15 protein-coding genes are annotated in these 16,446 nt (G+C 68.4%); 4 read left to right on the top strand and 11 right to left on the bottom strand.

The window, feature by feature from the left end:
* Positions 1-12 precede the first annotated feature (12 nt).
* The 7 genes from GII31_RS10585 to GII31_RS10555 all read right to left on the bottom strand — a co-directional run bounded on the left by GII31_RS10585 (position 13) and on the right by GII31_RS10555 (position 8,720).
* On the bottom strand, positions 13-2,580 hold the full coding sequence (locus GII31_RS10585) for an alpha/beta fold hydrolase (protein WP_260840423.1): 2,568 nt from the start codon (positions 2,578-2,580) through the stop codon (positions 13-15).
* Entirely contained in the window at positions 2,577-3,749 is a 1,173-nt protein-coding gene (locus GII31_RS10580; RefSeq protein WP_213249323.1) for a glycosyltransferase, read from the bottom strand. The genes GII31_RS10585 and GII31_RS10580 overlap by 4 nt, the downstream gene beginning before the upstream one ends.
* Positions 3,746-5,014 carry a lipopolysaccharide biosynthesis protein gene (locus tag GII31_RS10575; RefSeq protein WP_213249321.1) on the bottom strand — a complete coding sequence of 423 codons (1,269 nt, stop codon included), beginning with the start codon at positions 5,012-5,014 and terminating at the stop codon, positions 3,746-3,748. Before GII31_RS10575 ends, GII31_RS10580 begins: the two co-directional genes overlap by 4 nt.
* Before the next feature lie 117 nt (positions 5,015-5,131).
* Positions 5,132-5,536 carry a fluoride efflux transporter CrcB gene (crcB, locus tag GII31_RS10570; RefSeq protein ID WP_213249319.1) on the bottom strand — a complete coding sequence of 135 codons (405 nt, stop codon included), beginning with the start codon at positions 5,534-5,536 and terminating at the stop codon, positions 5,132-5,134.
* Positions 5,533-6,057 (bottom strand): fluoride efflux transporter FluC, encoded by a 525-nt coding sequence (locus GII31_RS10565; protein ID WP_213249317.1) that lies wholly within the window; start codon positions 6,055-6,057, stop codon positions 5,533-5,535. Before GII31_RS10565 ends, crcB begins: the two co-directional genes overlap by 4 nt.
* Before the next feature lie 161 nt (positions 6,058-6,218).
* Positions 6,219-7,127, bottom strand: a complete 909-nt coding sequence (locus tag GII31_RS10560) for a Sir2 family NAD-dependent protein deacetylase (protein ID WP_213249315.1) — start codon at positions 7,125-7,127, stop codon at positions 6,219-6,221.
* A 72-nt stretch (positions 7,128-7,199) separates the two neighbouring features.
* A complete protein-coding gene (locus GII31_RS10555; RefSeq protein WP_213249313.1) occupies positions 7,200-8,720 on the bottom strand; it encodes an NAD-dependent succinate-semialdehyde dehydrogenase in 1,521 nt (506 codons plus the stop codon).
* A 325-nt stretch (positions 8,721-9,045) separates the two neighbouring features.
* Between GII31_RS10555 and GII31_RS10550 the strand changes: the two genes are divergently transcribed.
* A complete protein-coding gene (locus tag GII31_RS10550) occupies positions 9,046-9,957 on the top strand; it encodes a cation diffusion facilitator family transporter (RefSeq protein WP_260840422.1) in 912 nt (303 codons plus the stop codon).
* Positions 9,958-9,989: 32 nt separating this feature from the next.
* Here GII31_RS10550 and GII31_RS10545 read toward each other — a convergent pair whose 3' ends face one another.
* A complete protein-coding gene (locus GII31_RS10545; protein WP_213249309.1) occupies positions 9,990-11,009 on the bottom strand; it encodes a tyrosine-type recombinase/integrase in 1,020 nt (339 codons plus the stop codon).
* 38 nt (positions 11,010-11,047) lie between these two features.
* Entirely contained in the window at positions 11,048-11,632 is a 585-nt protein-coding gene (locus GII31_RS10540; protein ID WP_213249307.1) for a TetR/AcrR family transcriptional regulator, read from the bottom strand.
* A 121-nt stretch (positions 11,633-11,753) separates the two neighbouring features.
* Between GII31_RS10540 and GII31_RS10535 the strand changes: the two genes are divergently transcribed.
* From GII31_RS10535 to GII31_RS10525, 3 genes are all read left to right on the top strand, one after another.
* The gene (locus GII31_RS10535) at positions 11,754-12,539 is read left to right on the top strand and encodes an acyl-CoA thioesterase (RefSeq protein WP_260840421.1); all 786 of its coding nucleotides are present in this window, start codon (positions 11,754-11,756) and stop codon (positions 12,537-12,539) included.
* A gap of 134 nt (positions 12,540-12,673) precedes the next feature.
* The gene (locus GII31_RS10530) at positions 12,674-14,212 is read left to right on the top strand and encodes an acetyl-CoA hydrolase/transferase family protein (RefSeq protein ID WP_213249304.1); all 1,539 of its coding nucleotides are present in this window, start codon (positions 12,674-12,676) and stop codon (positions 14,210-14,212) included.
* A 189-nt stretch (positions 14,213-14,401) separates the two neighbouring features.
* Positions 14,402-15,256 carry a PfkB family carbohydrate kinase gene (locus GII31_RS10525; protein WP_260840420.1) on the top strand — a complete coding sequence of 285 codons (855 nt, stop codon included), beginning with the start codon at positions 14,402-14,404 and terminating at the stop codon, positions 15,254-15,256.
* Between the two features lie 91 nt (positions 15,257-15,347).
* Here GII31_RS10525 and GII31_RS10520 read toward each other — a convergent pair whose 3' ends face one another.
* Positions 15,348-15,938: a cysteine hydrolase family protein gene (locus tag GII31_RS10520; RefSeq protein ID WP_213249300.1), complete on the bottom strand. Its 591-nt coding sequence runs from the start codon at positions 15,936-15,938 to the stop codon at positions 15,348-15,350.
* Positions 15,939-16,042: 104 nt separating this feature from the next.
* Entirely contained in the window at positions 16,043-16,432 is a 390-nt protein-coding gene (locus tag GII31_RS10515) for a TetR/AcrR family transcriptional regulator (protein ID WP_213249298.1), read from the bottom strand.
* Positions 16,433-16,446: the final 14 nt, after the last annotated feature.

Raw genomic sequence — 16,446 nt, 5'->3', positions numbered from 1 at the left:
GCCCTGCCGCGGTCAGCGGCGCTCGCCGCCCTGGTCCGTGATCCGGGCGGCGACCTCGCCGGCGATCATGTTGATCGACGGTGCGCGCACCACGGACGGATGGTCGCAGTCCAGGGACCGGAATTCGACCCGGCCGGTCAGCACCGACCGCCACTGTTCGTCGGTGTCGTCGTTGAACCGGGACCGATAGACCAGGGCATCACCCGACCACAACTTGGGCCGGTGCAACATGCCGACCCGGCGACCGACCTCCTCGAGTGCACCGATCTGTTCCTCCGGTGGCCGCCGGATGATCCCGGCCAGCGGCAACGCCAGTCTGCGCCGCCAGAGCTCGGCGGTGCTCAGTGCCTCCTCGCCGGCGTTGACCTCGGTGGGCGCGGCCATCGTGACACCGTGCCCGCCGGTCACCGACGGCGGCAGAAACGTGTCGAGGATGACCACGAGCCGAACCCGCTGACCGAGCGCGTCGAGTCGGCGCGCGGTGTCGATCGCGATCAAACCGCCGAGCGAGTGACCGACCAGCACGTGCGGCCCCCGCGGGCTGATCGCCTGCAGATCTCGCAGGTGGCGGCGCGCGGCCCGGCCCACCGTCCAGTCCGGGATTCCGCGTTCCTCCAGCCCGAACGGCTGGAACGCGAACACCGGCTGGTCATCGGGCAGCAGGGTGGCCAGTGGCAGGAACGACACCGCCGATGCACCCGCCCCCGCATAGCACCACAGCGGCGTCTTCGCCGTATCCGACGGTGCCCGCAGGGCGACGGTGGTGCTCGCGGTCCGGCGGCCGGCCGGGCCCGTACGTCCGCGGCTCCGGCGCGCGTCGCCGATTCGCGTGCTGAACTCGGCCACCGTCGGTGCGGCGGCCAGATCTGCGGTGGTCAGGCTCAACCCGTACCGGCGGGTGATCTCGCTGAGGATGCTGTGCAGGGTCAGCGAGTCCCCGCCGAGCTCGTGATAGTTCTCGGTCCGGCCGATCTCGTCCAGGTGCAGCGCCTGCCGCCAGATTCCGGCGACCTCGGACTCGATACCGCCGAGCGGTGGGACACCGATGACGCGGGTGGGCACCGACAGCGCCGACGGGTCGACCTTTCCTCGTTCGGTGCGCGGCAACTCGGCGAGGACGACGATGTGGGTGGGCAGCATCCACGACGGCAGCGCCGCCGAGAGCCGTTGTCTCAGTTCGGCGGCCACCGGACTGCGCTGGGCACCGTCGGGCACCGCGAACGCCGTCAGCACCGGAGAGGAGGTATCCCTACCGGAGACCAGGACGTACGCCTCGATGATGTCGGGGGCAGCGGTCAGTGCGGTGACGATTTCCGACGGGTCGACAAGGTATCCCCGGATTTTCACCGCCTGGTCGCGGCGGCCGAGCAGCACCAGCCCGTCGACGGAATCCCATCGGCCACGGTCGCCGGTGGTGAAACTGCGGGTGCCGTCACCATGGGTGGTGAATACCGCCGCAGTCGCCTCCTGGTCCAGGTAACCGCCGCTGAGGTACGCCGAACGTACGGTGATCGTGCCGTCAGGTCCGACCCCGATCGCCTTGCCCGGTGCCGGCCGCCCCGCCGGCAGCAGGGTCTGCGGAATCGCCTCGCCGGGGTGGTAGTCGCGGTGGGCGAGTCCGCCCGTTTCGCTCGACCCCACCCAGTTGGTGAACACCGCCTGCGGTGCAATCGCACGAGCCTTCTGAAAGTCTTTGCCATGCACAGGTTCTCCGGTGGTAACCACTCGAATCAATGAGTCCACCCGGGCACCTGCGTCAGCCACGACCAGCGCCCGCAACAGCGACGGAGTCGCCACCAGAACCTGCACTGAGTGGACCTCGATCCAGTTGAGCAGCACCTCGGGCGCGGTGGTGCGGGCGTCGGCGTGCAGCAGGGTCGACCCGGTCATCAACGATGCCAGCAGCACGTTGAGTCCGGCCCCGAAACCGGCCGGCAGTACAGAACCGACCCGGTGTCCGGGACCGAAACCGAACCGCTCCTGCAGCATCAGCGCGTCCCCGAGCCACATCCGGTCGGTGTGCAACACCGCTTTGGGGGTACCGGTCGATCCCGACGTGAACTGGTAGCTGACCAGACCGGGCGGCGTGGACGCCTGCGGCGGGGTGATCGCGGCACGTTCGGGCGGAGCGTCGGTGATCACCGGGGTTTCGATGATCACCGGGGTTTCGGTGAGGGCACCCGCCGTGCCCGCATGGGTGCGGTCGCACACCACCGCGGTGACCTCGGCCGTCGAACAGATCACCCGCGCCCGGTCCGCGGTGAGGTTCGGGTCGATGAGCACCACCGGTATCCGTTCGGTGATCGCGCCCAGCAGCGCGGCGAGCGAGCCCGCCGTCACGTCGATCACGAAGGCGAGCGGACCCTCGCCGATGTCACCGGCCCGCAGGTGCTCGCGCCATCCGGCCACCGCGCGCCCCAGCTCGCCGTAGGTGATCGTCTCGGCGGGTGTGCACAACGCCGGCAGCGCACCCAGAGTGTCGAGCGCATCGAGCACCCGCCGGGCGACGGTGTAGTCCGCGACGTGTGTGCCCGAGGTGTCGAGCGTCAGCGGTGTCAGGGCGGTCAGTGAAGGCGTCATAGCGGTGCGGTCTTCGTGTCGGTTGTGGAATCGTCGGTCATGCCCAGTTCGACGAACAGCGTGCGCCAGTGCCCGATGACCGCACCGGGTTCCCGGCCACCGATCAGTTGTCTGCCGTGCGCACCCAACTCGGCGCGCAGCGAGGGGTCGGTGAGTGCCCGGGCGATGGTTGCGGCCAGGTCCGCGGGGGCGTGTGTGCGGGCCAGCAGACCCGCGCGGGCACCGTCGGCCAGTTCGGCCACGCCGGCCGAGCACGGTGTGGACACGAACGGAACCCCGAGGGCCATCGCCTCGGTAAGCACCATCGGCAGCCCTTCGTGCCGCGAGGACATCGCGTACAGCGACGCGGACCGCAGCACGTCGGGCAGATCGGTTCGGGGCGGTTCGACAGTGACCGAATCGGCCACGCCGACCCGGGTGACGGCCTCGCGAATCTCCCGTTCCTGTGGCCCGGCCCCGATGATCCGCAGCCGCCACCCGGTACGGGCGCCACCGAGCAGGCCCCACGCCCGCACCAGTGACACAAAATTCTTCTGCGGCACGAAACGGCCCGCCGCGACCACGGTGTCGGTGCGCACGGCAGCGTCCGGCGCGGCCGGGGGCCGGGGCACCGGGTTGGTGACCGCGTACACGCGGGGCACCCCGTGTTCGCGGAGTCTCGCCGCATCGGCCTCGGTCAGGGCGCAGGTGGCGGCCAGATGTGGTCCGGTGCGGATGATTCTGGCCAGGTCGCCGTTGGCGGCGGCGGTGGTCACACAGTCGTGGTATTGACCGATCACCCGGCGCCCGAGTCCGGCGTCCACCGCCATCTCCACCAGCCGCCACTGCATCAGCAGCCACACCGCCTCGGGGTGGGCGGTGGCCAGTCCGGTGAGCGCACGTACGCCCGCCTTCCGGATCCGCAGGCCGTCGCGGTACCCGCGCACAACCAATTTGGCGGTGCGCACCGCGGTCGTCGGCTCGTACGGCAACGCCGTGGGCACCGGCGACAGCGTGTACCGGGGCAACGGCGGGACGGTGAGCAGGTCAAACCGCGGGTTCGCCGGTTCGATCTCCACCAGTTCGACCCGATCACCGTCGTCGTCGAAGGCCCCCGCCAGGATCCGGATCACGGACTGGACGCCGCCGAGGCTGTCGAGTGCGTCCATGCCGATCATCAGATGGGTCATGGTTGGGCACCGACACCGTCGGAGAGTTGTCCGACACCGGCGCGGGGTTCTCCGACAGCGCGGCCGGGTACCGATGCGCGATGGTAGATGCTGCGCAGGAACCGGTAGAGCGGAACCGAGATGATCGTCACGGCCAACAGATCGACGGTGAGATAGACGAACCCGACCGACGTCAGGCCCCAGCGCGGGGCCGTCAGCGCTATGCCTGCGATGATGAGCGCGGCGGTGATGAACTGGACCGAACCGGCCAGCCGCAACCTCCGGAAATGCTGGGCCAGGGCGCCATAGAGGGTGATCACCGCCAGCAGCGGCATCGTGAGCGCCATCAACCACACCAGCCGGGTCGCGGCGTCGGCGTAGTCACGGCCCATGATCAGCAGGGCCACCGGCCCTGCGGTGGCCAGGATCAGTCCGCCGGCCACCCCCGCACCCAGGCACAACCGGATGTAGCGGGTGGTGGTGTCCCGCAGGTCCGTACCTGCGGTGGCCGCCTCCGCGATATAGGGCTCGCGGGAGGTGGCGATGAGGATGCCCAGCGTCGAGGCCATCAGCCAGCAGACGTTGAAGTAGGCGTTGGCGGCCGTACCGAGGGAGGCCACGATGAGCAGCGGCACGGTCAGCGGGACGGCGACACCGGCCAGGGTCATCGCGTAGGTTCCACCGAAGAATCCCATGAGTTGACGCCGCGACGGCAGATTCGACGGCTCGGTCTTGGCCGCGACCGCCGGGCGCACCCCGAACCAGGCCACCACCGCGGTGACGACGGCGGCGGGCACCATCCACGCCGCGACGATCGTCGTGGACGAGGCCACCAGCAGTGCGGCACCGCCGAGCAACACAAGTTTGAGCACCGATTGGACGGTGTTCTTGAGCGCCACCAGCCGGGCCCGGCGCAGGCCGACCAGGATCGGGTCCTGTAGCGCGAAAGCGGCCAGCACCATCGTGCACACCGGGAATAGGACCACGCCCAGGTCGGAGTCGAACAGCCGGTCGCGGGGCCCGACGACGAGCAGGCCGAGGCCGAGCACACCGGCCAGCGACACAGTCACGATCATCCCCGCGGCGACCAACCTACGGGCATCGCGGCCGGCCACCGGAAGAAATCGCACATAGAGGTTGCCCACACTGAGGTTGGCCACCGTGGCGAGCATCGTGGCGGTGGAGATGACCGCGGCCGCCCGGCCCACGTCGTCGGCAGACGCTGTGCGCGCCGACAGCGCCCAGAACCCAAACCCCAAGGCCCCGGTCATGATCGACGACGACATCAGAGCACCGGCATCAAGTTCGAAGCGGCCCACCCTGACACCGACCGAAGCCTTCGTTCCCCCAAGCATTAGATAAGGCTAACCTAGGGTTCTTTCGGGGCCGACGGGGGTCGCCGATCAGGTCAGACCCCCGGCCCACAGGCCCAGTCCGGCCGCGCCGGTCGCCACGACGAGTACCCCGAAGGCGTTGAGCAGACCCACGGCCCACCGGCGATCTCCCGCCGCCCCGGGTGTGGCGCGTTGTTGCAGCAGCCGTACCGTCTCGAACGATGCGGTGGAGAAGGTGGTGTAGCCGCCGAGAAATCCGGTGCCGATGACCATCCGGGCCGCGTCCGAGACCACGTGATCCACGGCCAAACCGGTGATCAGGCCGAGCGCGAACGACCCGGTGAGATTGAGGGTGACCGTACCCCACGGCAGGTCGTCGCCGGTTCGGGAGCGGATCAGTCCGTCGAGAACGAACCGGCACACCGATCCGAATCCACCCGCCACCGCCACCGCGAGGAACAGTCCCGCGCTCACCGCTGGTCTCCCCGGCCACGGCGGGGGACCATCGCTCCGACGACGATCCCGGCCCATGTGAACGCGGCACCGACGATCACCGTGCCGAGCGCGTAGCCGACGCCGCCACCCACCGCCCCGGACGACAGCAGATCAGCGGTGTCGGTGGCCAACGCGCTGTAGGTGGTGAAACCGCCCATGAACCCGGTTCCCAGCAGCATGCGAAGCAACCGCCTGCCGCCGATGTCGGGGCCGCGCCGCACCAGCGCCTCGAGCAGGACCCCGAGTGCGAACGCGCCGACGATGTTGATCACGAACACCGCCCACGGGATCGCGTCGCCGGCCGAGAACGCCTCGACCAGTGCCGCGCGGGCCGCGACGCCGCAACAACCGCCGACGAACACCGCACCGATGCAGTCGGGTCGCAGGTGCGCCGGACGCGCGGCTCCTGCGGTGATGCCGGCGACGTCGGGATCGAGTGGAAGCTCCCGATGTGCGTGATCTCCGGGGCCGCCGGGGGTCGCTTCGGGGTCACCGTTCATATATGTCTCCTACCGTGTGGGCGCACGGGTGCGCCGTTCGGGTAGGGACTGTTGTCGGAGGTCGGCCGAAGTCGGTGTGATCCGAGGTCGGGCGCGTTCCGAGGTTGGGTGCGGCGAGCCCCACCGCCGCGGCACCGTCGAGAGCACCGCCTGCTACCTTCTCACACCGCGATGTCGGCCGCCGGGCCCGCGTGGGTGCCGGCGAGCGCGGACAGCACCGCCGAACAATAGTGATCGATCTTGAGGTCGGCGATCGGGTCTGCCCGGGTAGCACCGCGATTGACGATGACCACCGGCTTTCCGGTGCGGTGAGCGTGGCGGGCGAACCGGAGCCCGCTCATCACCGTCAGTGACGACCCGGCCACCACCAGCACATCGCCGTCATCTACGAGCGAGAATGACTGATCGACAACATCTTTGGACGCGTTTTCGCCGAAGTACACGATGTCGGGTTTGAGGATTCCACCGCACCGCGCACAGTCGACCACCACGAAATCGCCGGTGTCGGACAACGTGGTGTCGGCGTCGGGGGCCACCTCGATCGCACCTCGCCCGGCCACCCGGTCGGCGAAACCGGGATTGAGCGCCTCCAACCGACCGGCCAGCGCCTGCCTGGAGAGCACCGCCCCACAGCCCAGGCAACGAACCCGCCCATAACAGCCGTGGAGTTCGACGACGCGCCGCGTACCGGCCTTCAGGTGCAACATGTCGACGTTCTGGGTGATCACCCCGGTCAGCCGTCCCTGCCGCTGCAACCGGGTCAGCGCGAGGTGGCCGTCGTTGGGTCTGGCCGCGTCCATATGTCGCCAGCCCAGATGGTTTCGCGCCCAGTAGTGCCGCCGGAACTCGTGCGACGACAGAAACATCTGCACCGTCATCGGTGTCCGGACCGGCGCGTTCGGACTGCGGTAGTCGGGAATACCCGAATCGGTGGACAGCCCGGCACCGGTCAGTGCGGTGATCCGCGCCCCGCGCACCATGTTCCGCAGGCGTTCGATCCGCGCATCGATGTCGTGATCGAGCGGTGTCGGGTCGGCCGGTGTCCGGCCGAGCTGCAGGCGGGTGTGCACCCTGCCAGGATAGGGCGGCACCAGTGACAGGAGAGACCGCAGACCGCGACGCGCCCCCGCCCCGGCCGGATCTCAGCCGGTGGCACCGCGAATGGGCCGGGCCACATATTTGACGTTGAGGAACTCCTCGATGCCCACCCGTCCACCTTCGCGGCCCAGCCCGGATTCCTTCACCCCGCCGAACGGGGCGGCCGGATTGGAGACCAGCCCGGTGTTGATGCCGACCATGCCCACCTGCAGGCCGTCCGAGAACCGATCGGCGCGATCGATGTCCTGGGTGTAGACGTAGCCCACCAATCCCCACGGGGTGTCGTTCGCCGCCGCCAGTACCTCGTCGATCCCGTCGCCGTCGGGGTCGCCGGGATCGTCGCTTCCGAACGGGATCAGCGCGGCGACCGGCCCGAAGATCTCCGTCTGCATCAGCGCCGACTCCGGATGCACATCGGTGAGCACCGTCGGGGGATAGAAGTTGCCCGGGCCGGGAGGTCGCGTACCTCCGGTCACCACACGCGCACCCCGGTCGAGTGCGTCCTCGACCAGCGCGCTCACCTTGTCCACGGCCTTGGCCTCCACGAGCGGCCCCACCTGTGTTCCGGTGGCGCTGCCCGGGCCCATCACCAGGGCATCCATCCGTGCGGTGAGCCGGGCGGTGAACTCCTCGATCACCGCCCGGTGCACGAAGATGCGGTTCGCGGCGGTACACGCCTGCCCCATGTTGCGCATCTTGGCCACTATGAGACCATCGACGGCGCGATCGATGTCGGCGTCGGCGCACACGATGAACGGGGCATTCCCGCCCAGTTCCATCGACGTGCGCATCACCGTTCCCGCAGCCTGACCGAGCAGCGTCTTGCCGACCTCGGTGGAGCCGGTGAAACTCACCTTGCGGGCGATCGGCGAACTCATCCATTCACCCACCACCGCACCGGGATCGGAGGTGGTCACCACGTTCAGGACACCGTCGGGCAGACCCGCCTCGGCCAGAATCCCGGCCAGCATCAGCGCCGTGAGCGGGGTCAACTCGGCAGGCTTGAACACCATGGTGCAACCCGCGGCGATCGCCGGACCGATCTTGCGGGTACCCATGGCGAGCGGAAAGTTCCACGGCGTCACCAGAATGCACGGACCCACCGGCTGTTTGGAGACAACGATCCGGCCGGCGCCGTCACCGGTGATGATGTGGTCGCCGCCGATCCGCACCGCCTCCTCGGCGAACCAGCGGAAGAATTCGGCGCCGTAGGCCACCTCACCACGCGCCTCGGCCAGCGGCTTGCCCATCTCCGCGGTCATCACCGCGGCGACATCATCCGCCCGCTCCACGAGCAATTCGTAGGCGCGATAAAGGATCTCACTGCGCATACGCGGCGATGTCGCCGCCCACGCAGCCTGATGGGCACCCGCACACTCGAGCGCACGGCGCGCGTCATCGACGCCGCCGTCGGCGACGTCGGTCAGCAGATCTCCGGTGGCCGGGTCGCTCACCCCGAACGTGGCGCCCGATGTCGCGGGCCCCCACCGGCCGTCGATGAACAGGCCGGTGTGTACGGCGGCGATCACTGCCGGAACACGATCGGGGGATACGGTGGCGGTCATGATTGTGGTCCTTTCTCCGTCGGGTCCCGCAGAAGGCGAACACGGGATCGATCGCGTGGCTCGGCCGATCCACGCCGGTGGCGCCGGGTACCCGCGCGGCCGATCCGCCCACATGCGGGCGACAAGCGCGGGTGAACGAGTCTCCACACGATCGTAGTGCTCTCCGGGCCACCGTCGCCGTCTCCGTGTCCGGGTCAACCCACAGGCCCATCAGCTCCTGAAGGCACAGGACCACCGGCAGACCCTGGTGCGCTGAGCTCACACCGAAGCCATCGCCCGGCGTGGTTCGCGCACGCGATCACCGGCCGCGCGCGATGATGAACCGATGGCCCACACGACGCAGGATCTGAGCCGCTGGGCGCTGCTGAGCATCGCAGCCGCCGCGGTCACCATCGCATTGAAGATGACCGCCTGGCTGGTCACCGGCTCGGTTGGGCTGCTCTCGGACGCGGCCGAATCGGTGGTCAACCTCGTCGCCGCGGTGGTGGCGTTCATCGCGCTGAAGGTAGCCGCCCGGCCGGCCGACGCCAACCACAATTTCGGCCATCAGAAGAGCGAGTACTTCTCGGCGATCATCGAGGGCACCTGCATCGCGATCGCCGCCGTCGTCATCATCGTCAGCGCCGCCGAACGCCTGATGAACCCGAAGGACATCGAATCGGCCGGCATCGGTCTGCTGATCTCGGTGGTCGCCGCACTGATCAACGGCGCCGCCGCCTGGGCGCTGATCCGGGCCGGCCGCAGACATCGATCGGTCACTCTGGAGGCCGACGGCAAACACCTGGCAACCGACGTGTGGACCACCGCCGGAATCCTGGTGGCGATCGCGCTGGTAGCGATCACCGGCTGGAACATCCTCGACCCGATCGTGGCGATCGCCGTGGCCGTCAACATCCTGTTCGTCGGCGGAGGACTGGTCGGCCGGGCCGCCGCCGGATTGATGGATTCGGCGCTCCCCGACGAACAACGCGCCGCGATCGACGCCGTCCTGGACGAGTTCGGCACACCCGAGGTGACCTTTCACGACGTCCGCACCCGCGAATCGGGACATGTCCGGTTTGTGCAGATGCACATGCTCGTACCCGGCGACTGGACCGTGCAGCGGGCGCACGATCTGGCCGAACAGGTCGAGGCACGGCTCGAGGCGGTCGTCGACGATCTGATCCCGACGATCCACGTCGAACCGATCGGCGATCCACGCGCCTACGAGCAGTGGCGCCTGGAGGAGAACATCTGAGGGCCGTCATCGGCGCCGGCCGTGTCGGCGGGTCACTGCGATCGGCCCAGCTGGGCATACAGCGGATTGCGGGCGGCCGCTCCCCGGTTCTCCTGCCCGGCGGCCGCGATGTAGCGCTGCGAGGTCTCGGCGGATTCGTGCCCGAGGAGGGTGCGCAGCTGATACGGGTTGATGCCGGTGTCGGCGAGCACGGTGGCGTAGGTGTGCCGCAGCGAATGCAGCAGCGCGCCCGGCTTGGTCGGCACGCCGGCGCGAGTGAACAGTCGACCGACCCGCGATTGGAGGGTGCCCACGGTGATGCGTTCGCCGTCGGCACCCACGAACAGCGGGTCGTCGGGGGCGAACCTGTCAAAGGTGTCGCGTCGCGCCGACGAGCGCGGCCGGAACACCTGGGTCCGCGAATGCAGATACGTCTCGATGATCCCGAGTAGTTCCGGCTCGAACGGGATCGACCGGTCCTTGCTGCCCTTGCCCCGCACATGCAGCACCGGCCCCTGCTCGGTGTGCCGGATGCTGTTGATGTTCAAACTGATCAGTTCGGCCTCCCGGACACCGGTGAGCACCCCGACGGCGACAACGGCGTGTTCGAGCTCGGGCCAGCTGCGCGGCGGATTGTTCTGCTGCCACGCCGCATCGATCAGCTTGCCGACCTCCTCTGCGGTGAGCGATTTGGGGTGGTGTCGTTCGGGTCTGCGCCGTTCGACGGTGCGCATCGGGTTGATCCGGTGCAGGTGGTCATTGTCGATCAACCAGTCGCACAACTGATTCCACGTCGACCAACAACGCAGGTAGCTGTTGGACCGATGACTGTCGGCGTAATCGCTGAACGCCCGCTGGATCGAACGCTTTGTCACTTGGCGTATTTCGAGTACCGACAGATCCCCGGAGCCGCCCAGGATCAACGTCGCGATCGCGTCGAAGTCCTGGCGCAGCGCGCGCAGCGTATGCGGGGAACGCCCCATCCGCGTACGCGATTGCATGAAATCCTCGAACCATCCCGGACGGTCGGTGTCCCGGCGCTCGGTCGAGGCCATACGCCCTGGAGTGGTCATGGCCAGAGGGTAGTCGGCGCCTACGACATGCCGACCGGTCAGCCGGCCTCGCCGATCGCCCGCAGGAGAACCGGGACGAGCGCCGCGTCGATATCGTCGAGTGCCGTGGTGGACCGCTGGGCGCGGCAGATGGCGACAGTGCCCTCGATAGTCGCGACGACCAGCGTCGCGGTCTGCCGCGCGGTGAGCTCATCGGCGCCGTGCTCGCGCAGCGAGGAGGCCAGGATGCCCGTCCAGTCATCGAACGCACGAGCAGCCGCCCGCAGCGGAGCGTCGTCGTCCTCGTCGGGCTCTTCGACGGCCACCGCCAGCACCGGACATCCGGCACGAAAGTCGCTGTCGACGACAATCTGTCGCCACAGGGCCAGGAACTCGCGCAGCCCGTCGACCGGGCCGGTCGCGGCCAATTCCCGGCGAAGGGCACGCGAGATGACGGCGTTGACGTGCTCGACGGCCGCGACCGCGAGTTCGGATTTGCCGCCGGGGAAGTAGTGGTAGGTCGAACCCAACGGCGCCCCGGAGTACTTGGCCAGCTCACGCACACTGGAGGCGCGCAGCCCACGCCGGGCCAGCAGGCCTGCGGCACCGGCGATCAGCCGATCACGGGGTGTGGGTGTGGCCATGTTCGCCCTTTCCTCTTGCCTATGACGACCGTCTTAGCGTAGCGTGTGCGGCACTATAACGACTGTTATATGCCACAGCTGTCATATACCACGGACCCGACCACGAAAGGAACGCCGACACATGGGCGCACTGAACGACACCATCGGCGGCTTCACCGTCGGTGAGGACTTCGCCATCCCCGACACCTGGACCCAGGGCCGGACCGCCTACGGGGGACTGACCGCGGCGCTCGCGGTGGCCGCCGCCCAGGCATCCGCCGACGACGAACTGCCACCCCTGCGTTCGGCACAGTTCGCCTTCACCGCCCCGGCTGCCGAAGCGATCTCGATGCACCCGCACAGCCTGCGCCGGGGACGCTCGGCCACCAGTTTCGCCGTCGAAGGCATCAGCGGTGGCCAGGTCGCCGCCACCGCATCACTGATCTTCTCCGGGACACGCGAATCCGCGGTCGCCCATTCGGTGCTCGCCGCACCGGAGGTCGCCGCTCCGCACGAGTGCCCGGCCTCCCGGCGGGACAACGCCCTCACCCCGGCCTTCTTCACCAACTTCGAAGTCCGGGTGGCCGGCGGGGCGGCGCCGATCAGCCGCGCCGAGTATCCCGAGTTGCTGTGCTGGGTCCGCCATCTCGATGCGACCGGCGTCGATCCGGATGTCGCCGTGATCGCGCTCGGCGATGCGCTGCCGCCCGCGGCGATGGCGGCCTTCGCCGACTGGGCGCCGGTCAGCACCATGTCGTGGACGGTCAACATCTGCGCCGACAAACCCGTCGACCCCAACGGCTGGTTCCTGCTGCGCTCGGTCAGCGTCGTCGCCCACAGCGGCTACTCGGCCCAGCAGATGACGATGTGGGATGCCGGGGGAGCACCCGTCCTGATCGGCACGCAAACCGTCGCGGTGTTCGGCTGAGAGGCGATCGACCCCACGGAGATAGACCCACGGGGATCGGCCCGAACCGGCCGGTCGCCCATATCACATACCGATAGGTGCGTTATCCGGCTAACCGAATTGCGGCGATTCATCGACGGCGTATTTTCTTCAGTGTGAGCACGTCAACAGCCCAGACCGGATCCACCGACCGCATCCGGTCCGCCGCCTTCCGTCAGCGGGTGGTCTCCGCTGAAGACGCAGTCAAGTTCATCCACCCCGGCGACACGGTCGCGATCAGCGGGTTCGCCAGCGCGGGCACACCCAAGGACACGATCCCGGCCCTCGCCACGCGCATCGGCCAGGCCCGCACCGCCGGTACCGACTTCGCGATCAACCTGCTCACAGGTGCCTCGGTGTCGACCTCGACCGAACGGTTACTGGCCGAGGTCGACGGAATCGCGCTGCGCATGCCTTACCAGTCCGAACCCACCGCCCGGAGCCGCATCAACTCCGGCAGCATGGACTACGTCGACATCCACCTGTCCCATGTGGCGCAGCAAGTGTGGCTCGGCTACTACGGCAACGTCGACATCGCGATCGTCGAGGTCTCCGGGATCACCGAGACCGGGGAGCTGATCCCGTCCGCGTCGGTCGGCAACAACAAGACATGGCTCGACGTCGCCGAGAAGGTCATCCTTGAGGTCAACTCCGGGATTCCCTCACACATCGAGGGTATGCACGACATCTACTACGGCACGGCGCTGCCGCCGAATCGCAAACCTATCCAGATCACACAGGTCGACGACCGCATCGGGCAGCCCACCTTCCGGGTCGATCCCGACAAGGTCGTTGCCGTCGTGCGCACCCACGCACCCGACTCCGGCAGCCCGGTCACCGCACCGGACGCGGTGAGCCAGGCCATCGCCGATCATGTCCTGGACTTCTTCGCCCACGAGGTGAGGGCCGGACGGCTGCCCGCCGACAGTCTGCTGCCGCTGCAAGCCGGCATCGGCAACGTGGCCAACGCGGTGCTCGGCGGCCTCGATAAGGGCGGCTACCGGGGACTGACCTGCTACACCGAGGTGATCCAGGACGGCATGCTGCACCTCATCAAAGAGGGCATCGTCACCCATGCCTCGACGACGGCACTCGCCTTGAGCGACGCCGGCTTCGAGGACCTGCAGGCCAACATCGACTTCTACCACGACCGCATCATCCTGCGGCCGCAGGAGATCAGCAATCATCCCGAGGTGGTCCGCCGGCTCGGCATCATCGCGATGAACGGCATGCTCGAGGCCGACATATACGGAAACGTGAACTCCACCCATGTGATGGGCACCAAGATCATGAACGGGATCGGCGGTTCCGGCGATTTCGCCCGCAACGGCTACGTGTCGATGTTCCTGAGCCCGTCGACCACCCGCAAGGGGACCATCTCGGCGATCGTCCCGATGGTGCCGCACGTCGACCACACCGAACACGACGTCCAGGTCGTCGTCACCGAACACGGGCTCGCGGACCTGCGCAGTCTGTCGCCGCGCAAACGCGCCCGGATCATCATCGACAAGTGTGCGCACCCGGACTACCGGCCGATACTCGACGACTACTTCCTGCGTGCACAGGCGGCGACCGGCGCCGGACAAACACCGCACCTGCTCGACGAGGCGTTCTCATTCCACCAGCGTTACCTGCGGACCGGCACGATGATGTAGCGGGCAGGACCGGTTGGTCACCGGCCGTCGAGTGTCACCTTCACGCCGACCTTGCCCGACTCGTTGCGTGTGCTGACGGCGTGGCCGGTCCGGGTGGCCCGCGTTGCCGATAGCGGGTACACCGAACGGGCGGGTGGGTGAGACCGCACGGGGACCATGACGGGATCGTCCGGTGGTAGCGTCCGCGAGATGACGTCAACTCCGGTCGCGGTCGTCGGCACCCTCAACATGGACACGGTCGTCACCGTCGCGGTCCGGCCGGGGGTGGGGGAGACGGTCCTGGGTACCTCGGTACGCGAACGATGCGGCGGCAAGGGCGCCAACCAGGCGATCGCCGCCGCGGCCGGCGCGTCCGGGGTGGCTCTCATCGGAACGGTCGGCGATGACGACGCCGGTGCGGCGATGCTCGCCAACGCCCGCGCCGCGGGGGTCGATGTCACGCACGTCGGCGTCAAGGGCGACACCAGCGGACGCGCGTTCATCGAGGTCGATACCTCCGGCGACAATCGGATCGTGGTCGTGCCGGGAGCGAACTCGTTGCTCTCGCCCGATGCGGTGCGCTCGGCACTCGACGCACTCGACCCCAGGGTGGTACTCACCCAACTCGAATGCCCCCCGGCCGTCACCGAATCGGTAGCCACCTGGTGCACGGACCGGTGCACACGGTTCATCCTCAACCCCAGCCCGGTCGCACCCCTGCCCGAACGCATACTGACCGCGGCCGACCCGCTGGTGGTCAACGAACACGAGGCCCGCGCATACGCCGACTCCGACACCGACCTCGCCGAGGCACTGCTCCGGCGCACGACATCGGCGGTGATCACCCTCGGCGCCCGCGGCTGCATCGTCGCCACTCCCGGACGACGCTCAGCGATCGCTGTGACCCCGGCCGCCGAAGGCGTCGAAACCACCGGTGCCGGAGACCATTTCGCCGGAATCCTGGCGGCACGGATCGCATCGGGCGCCGATCTGCACGACGCCGCCGCACAAGCGGCCGATTCGGCGACCGCGTACATCGCGAACCGCCACCGCCTCGCCGACTGAGTCTCATTGACTCATTCGGCGAGTTCGTGCGCGGACGGCACCCGGCCGATGCGCCACACGTCACGGTGGTCGGCCAGGTACGGACCGTCCGCTACTCGGGGATCGCGGCGACGTCAGCGACGACGAGGCCGAACAGGTCACCGATAGCGGCCAGGCTCGCCGCCTGCAACGCGGCCGCCGCCACACCACCGGCACCGGGCAGGCTGCGGGTCGCGGTCGCCGAGGCGACCACCGTGGGGGAGTAGCCGAGGTTGAAGGCACCACGCGTCGTGGAGTTGACGCACATGTGCGTCATGAAGCCGGCGACAACCAGGTTGGTCTTTCCGAGCGCCTTCAACTGCTCGTCGAGATCGGTGCCGACGAAGGAGTTGGGGTAGTTCTTGACGATCACCGACTCGCCGTCGCGTGGCGCCACTTTGCCCGCGATCTGCCCGATCTCGGCGTTCACGTCGTACGGGCTGCCCTCGCCCGCGTCGTGCATGATGTGCAGCACGGGTACGCCGAGGCCGCGGGCCCGGTCCAGGAGTTCGGCGCCCACCTCGAGCGCATCCTGAACGCCTTCGAGTTCCATCACACCCCGCGTGTAGGTGTTCTGGCAGTCGATCATGATCAGTGCCGAATCACTCAGCGGTGCCGGTGATGTCGGCAACGCCATCAAGTCACGCAACGTCGTCTGTCCCATGGTGGATCCTCCTTGAAGCCATTCGCCGTGAAGACATTGTGATGTGACGCACACCCTACGGGTTCACAGTTGCACGTGGGTTGCCCCGACGGCGCGTCGGGTCGCTACCGGGGCGCAAGCCCGGTCAGATACCGCTGAATGGTGGGCGCCACCAGTTCGACGATGTGTTCCCTGTCCATCCCGGCGACCGGTTCGATTCCGACGATATTGCGGGCGATGGCGATCCCGAGCAGGTGCGTCCCGCACAACAACACCCGCAAGGACACCTCGTCGCCTACGCGCACATCGTCGGGAAGGTTGGCGAGAATTCGTCCGGCCAACACCTCACGCAGCAACGACGCCGAGCGTTCGGACGTCATCGCGGTCCGGACCATCGACTGCAATATCCGGCCGGTCTCGGGGTCGTCCCACAGCTCCAGGTAGGTGGTCGCGATGCGTTCGCCGAGCCGATCGCGGTCGCCGTCGAACGCGGCCACCAGCCTGCGCGGAATCATGCTGCGGTCGGCGA

The sequence above is a fragment of the Gordonia pseudamarae genome, assembly GCF_025273675.1.
GTDB classification, from domain to species: domain Bacteria; phylum Actinomycetota; class Actinomycetes; order Mycobacteriales; family Mycobacteriaceae; genus Gordonia; species Gordonia pseudamarae.
This window is presented reverse-complemented; position numbering and strand designations above follow the sequence as displayed.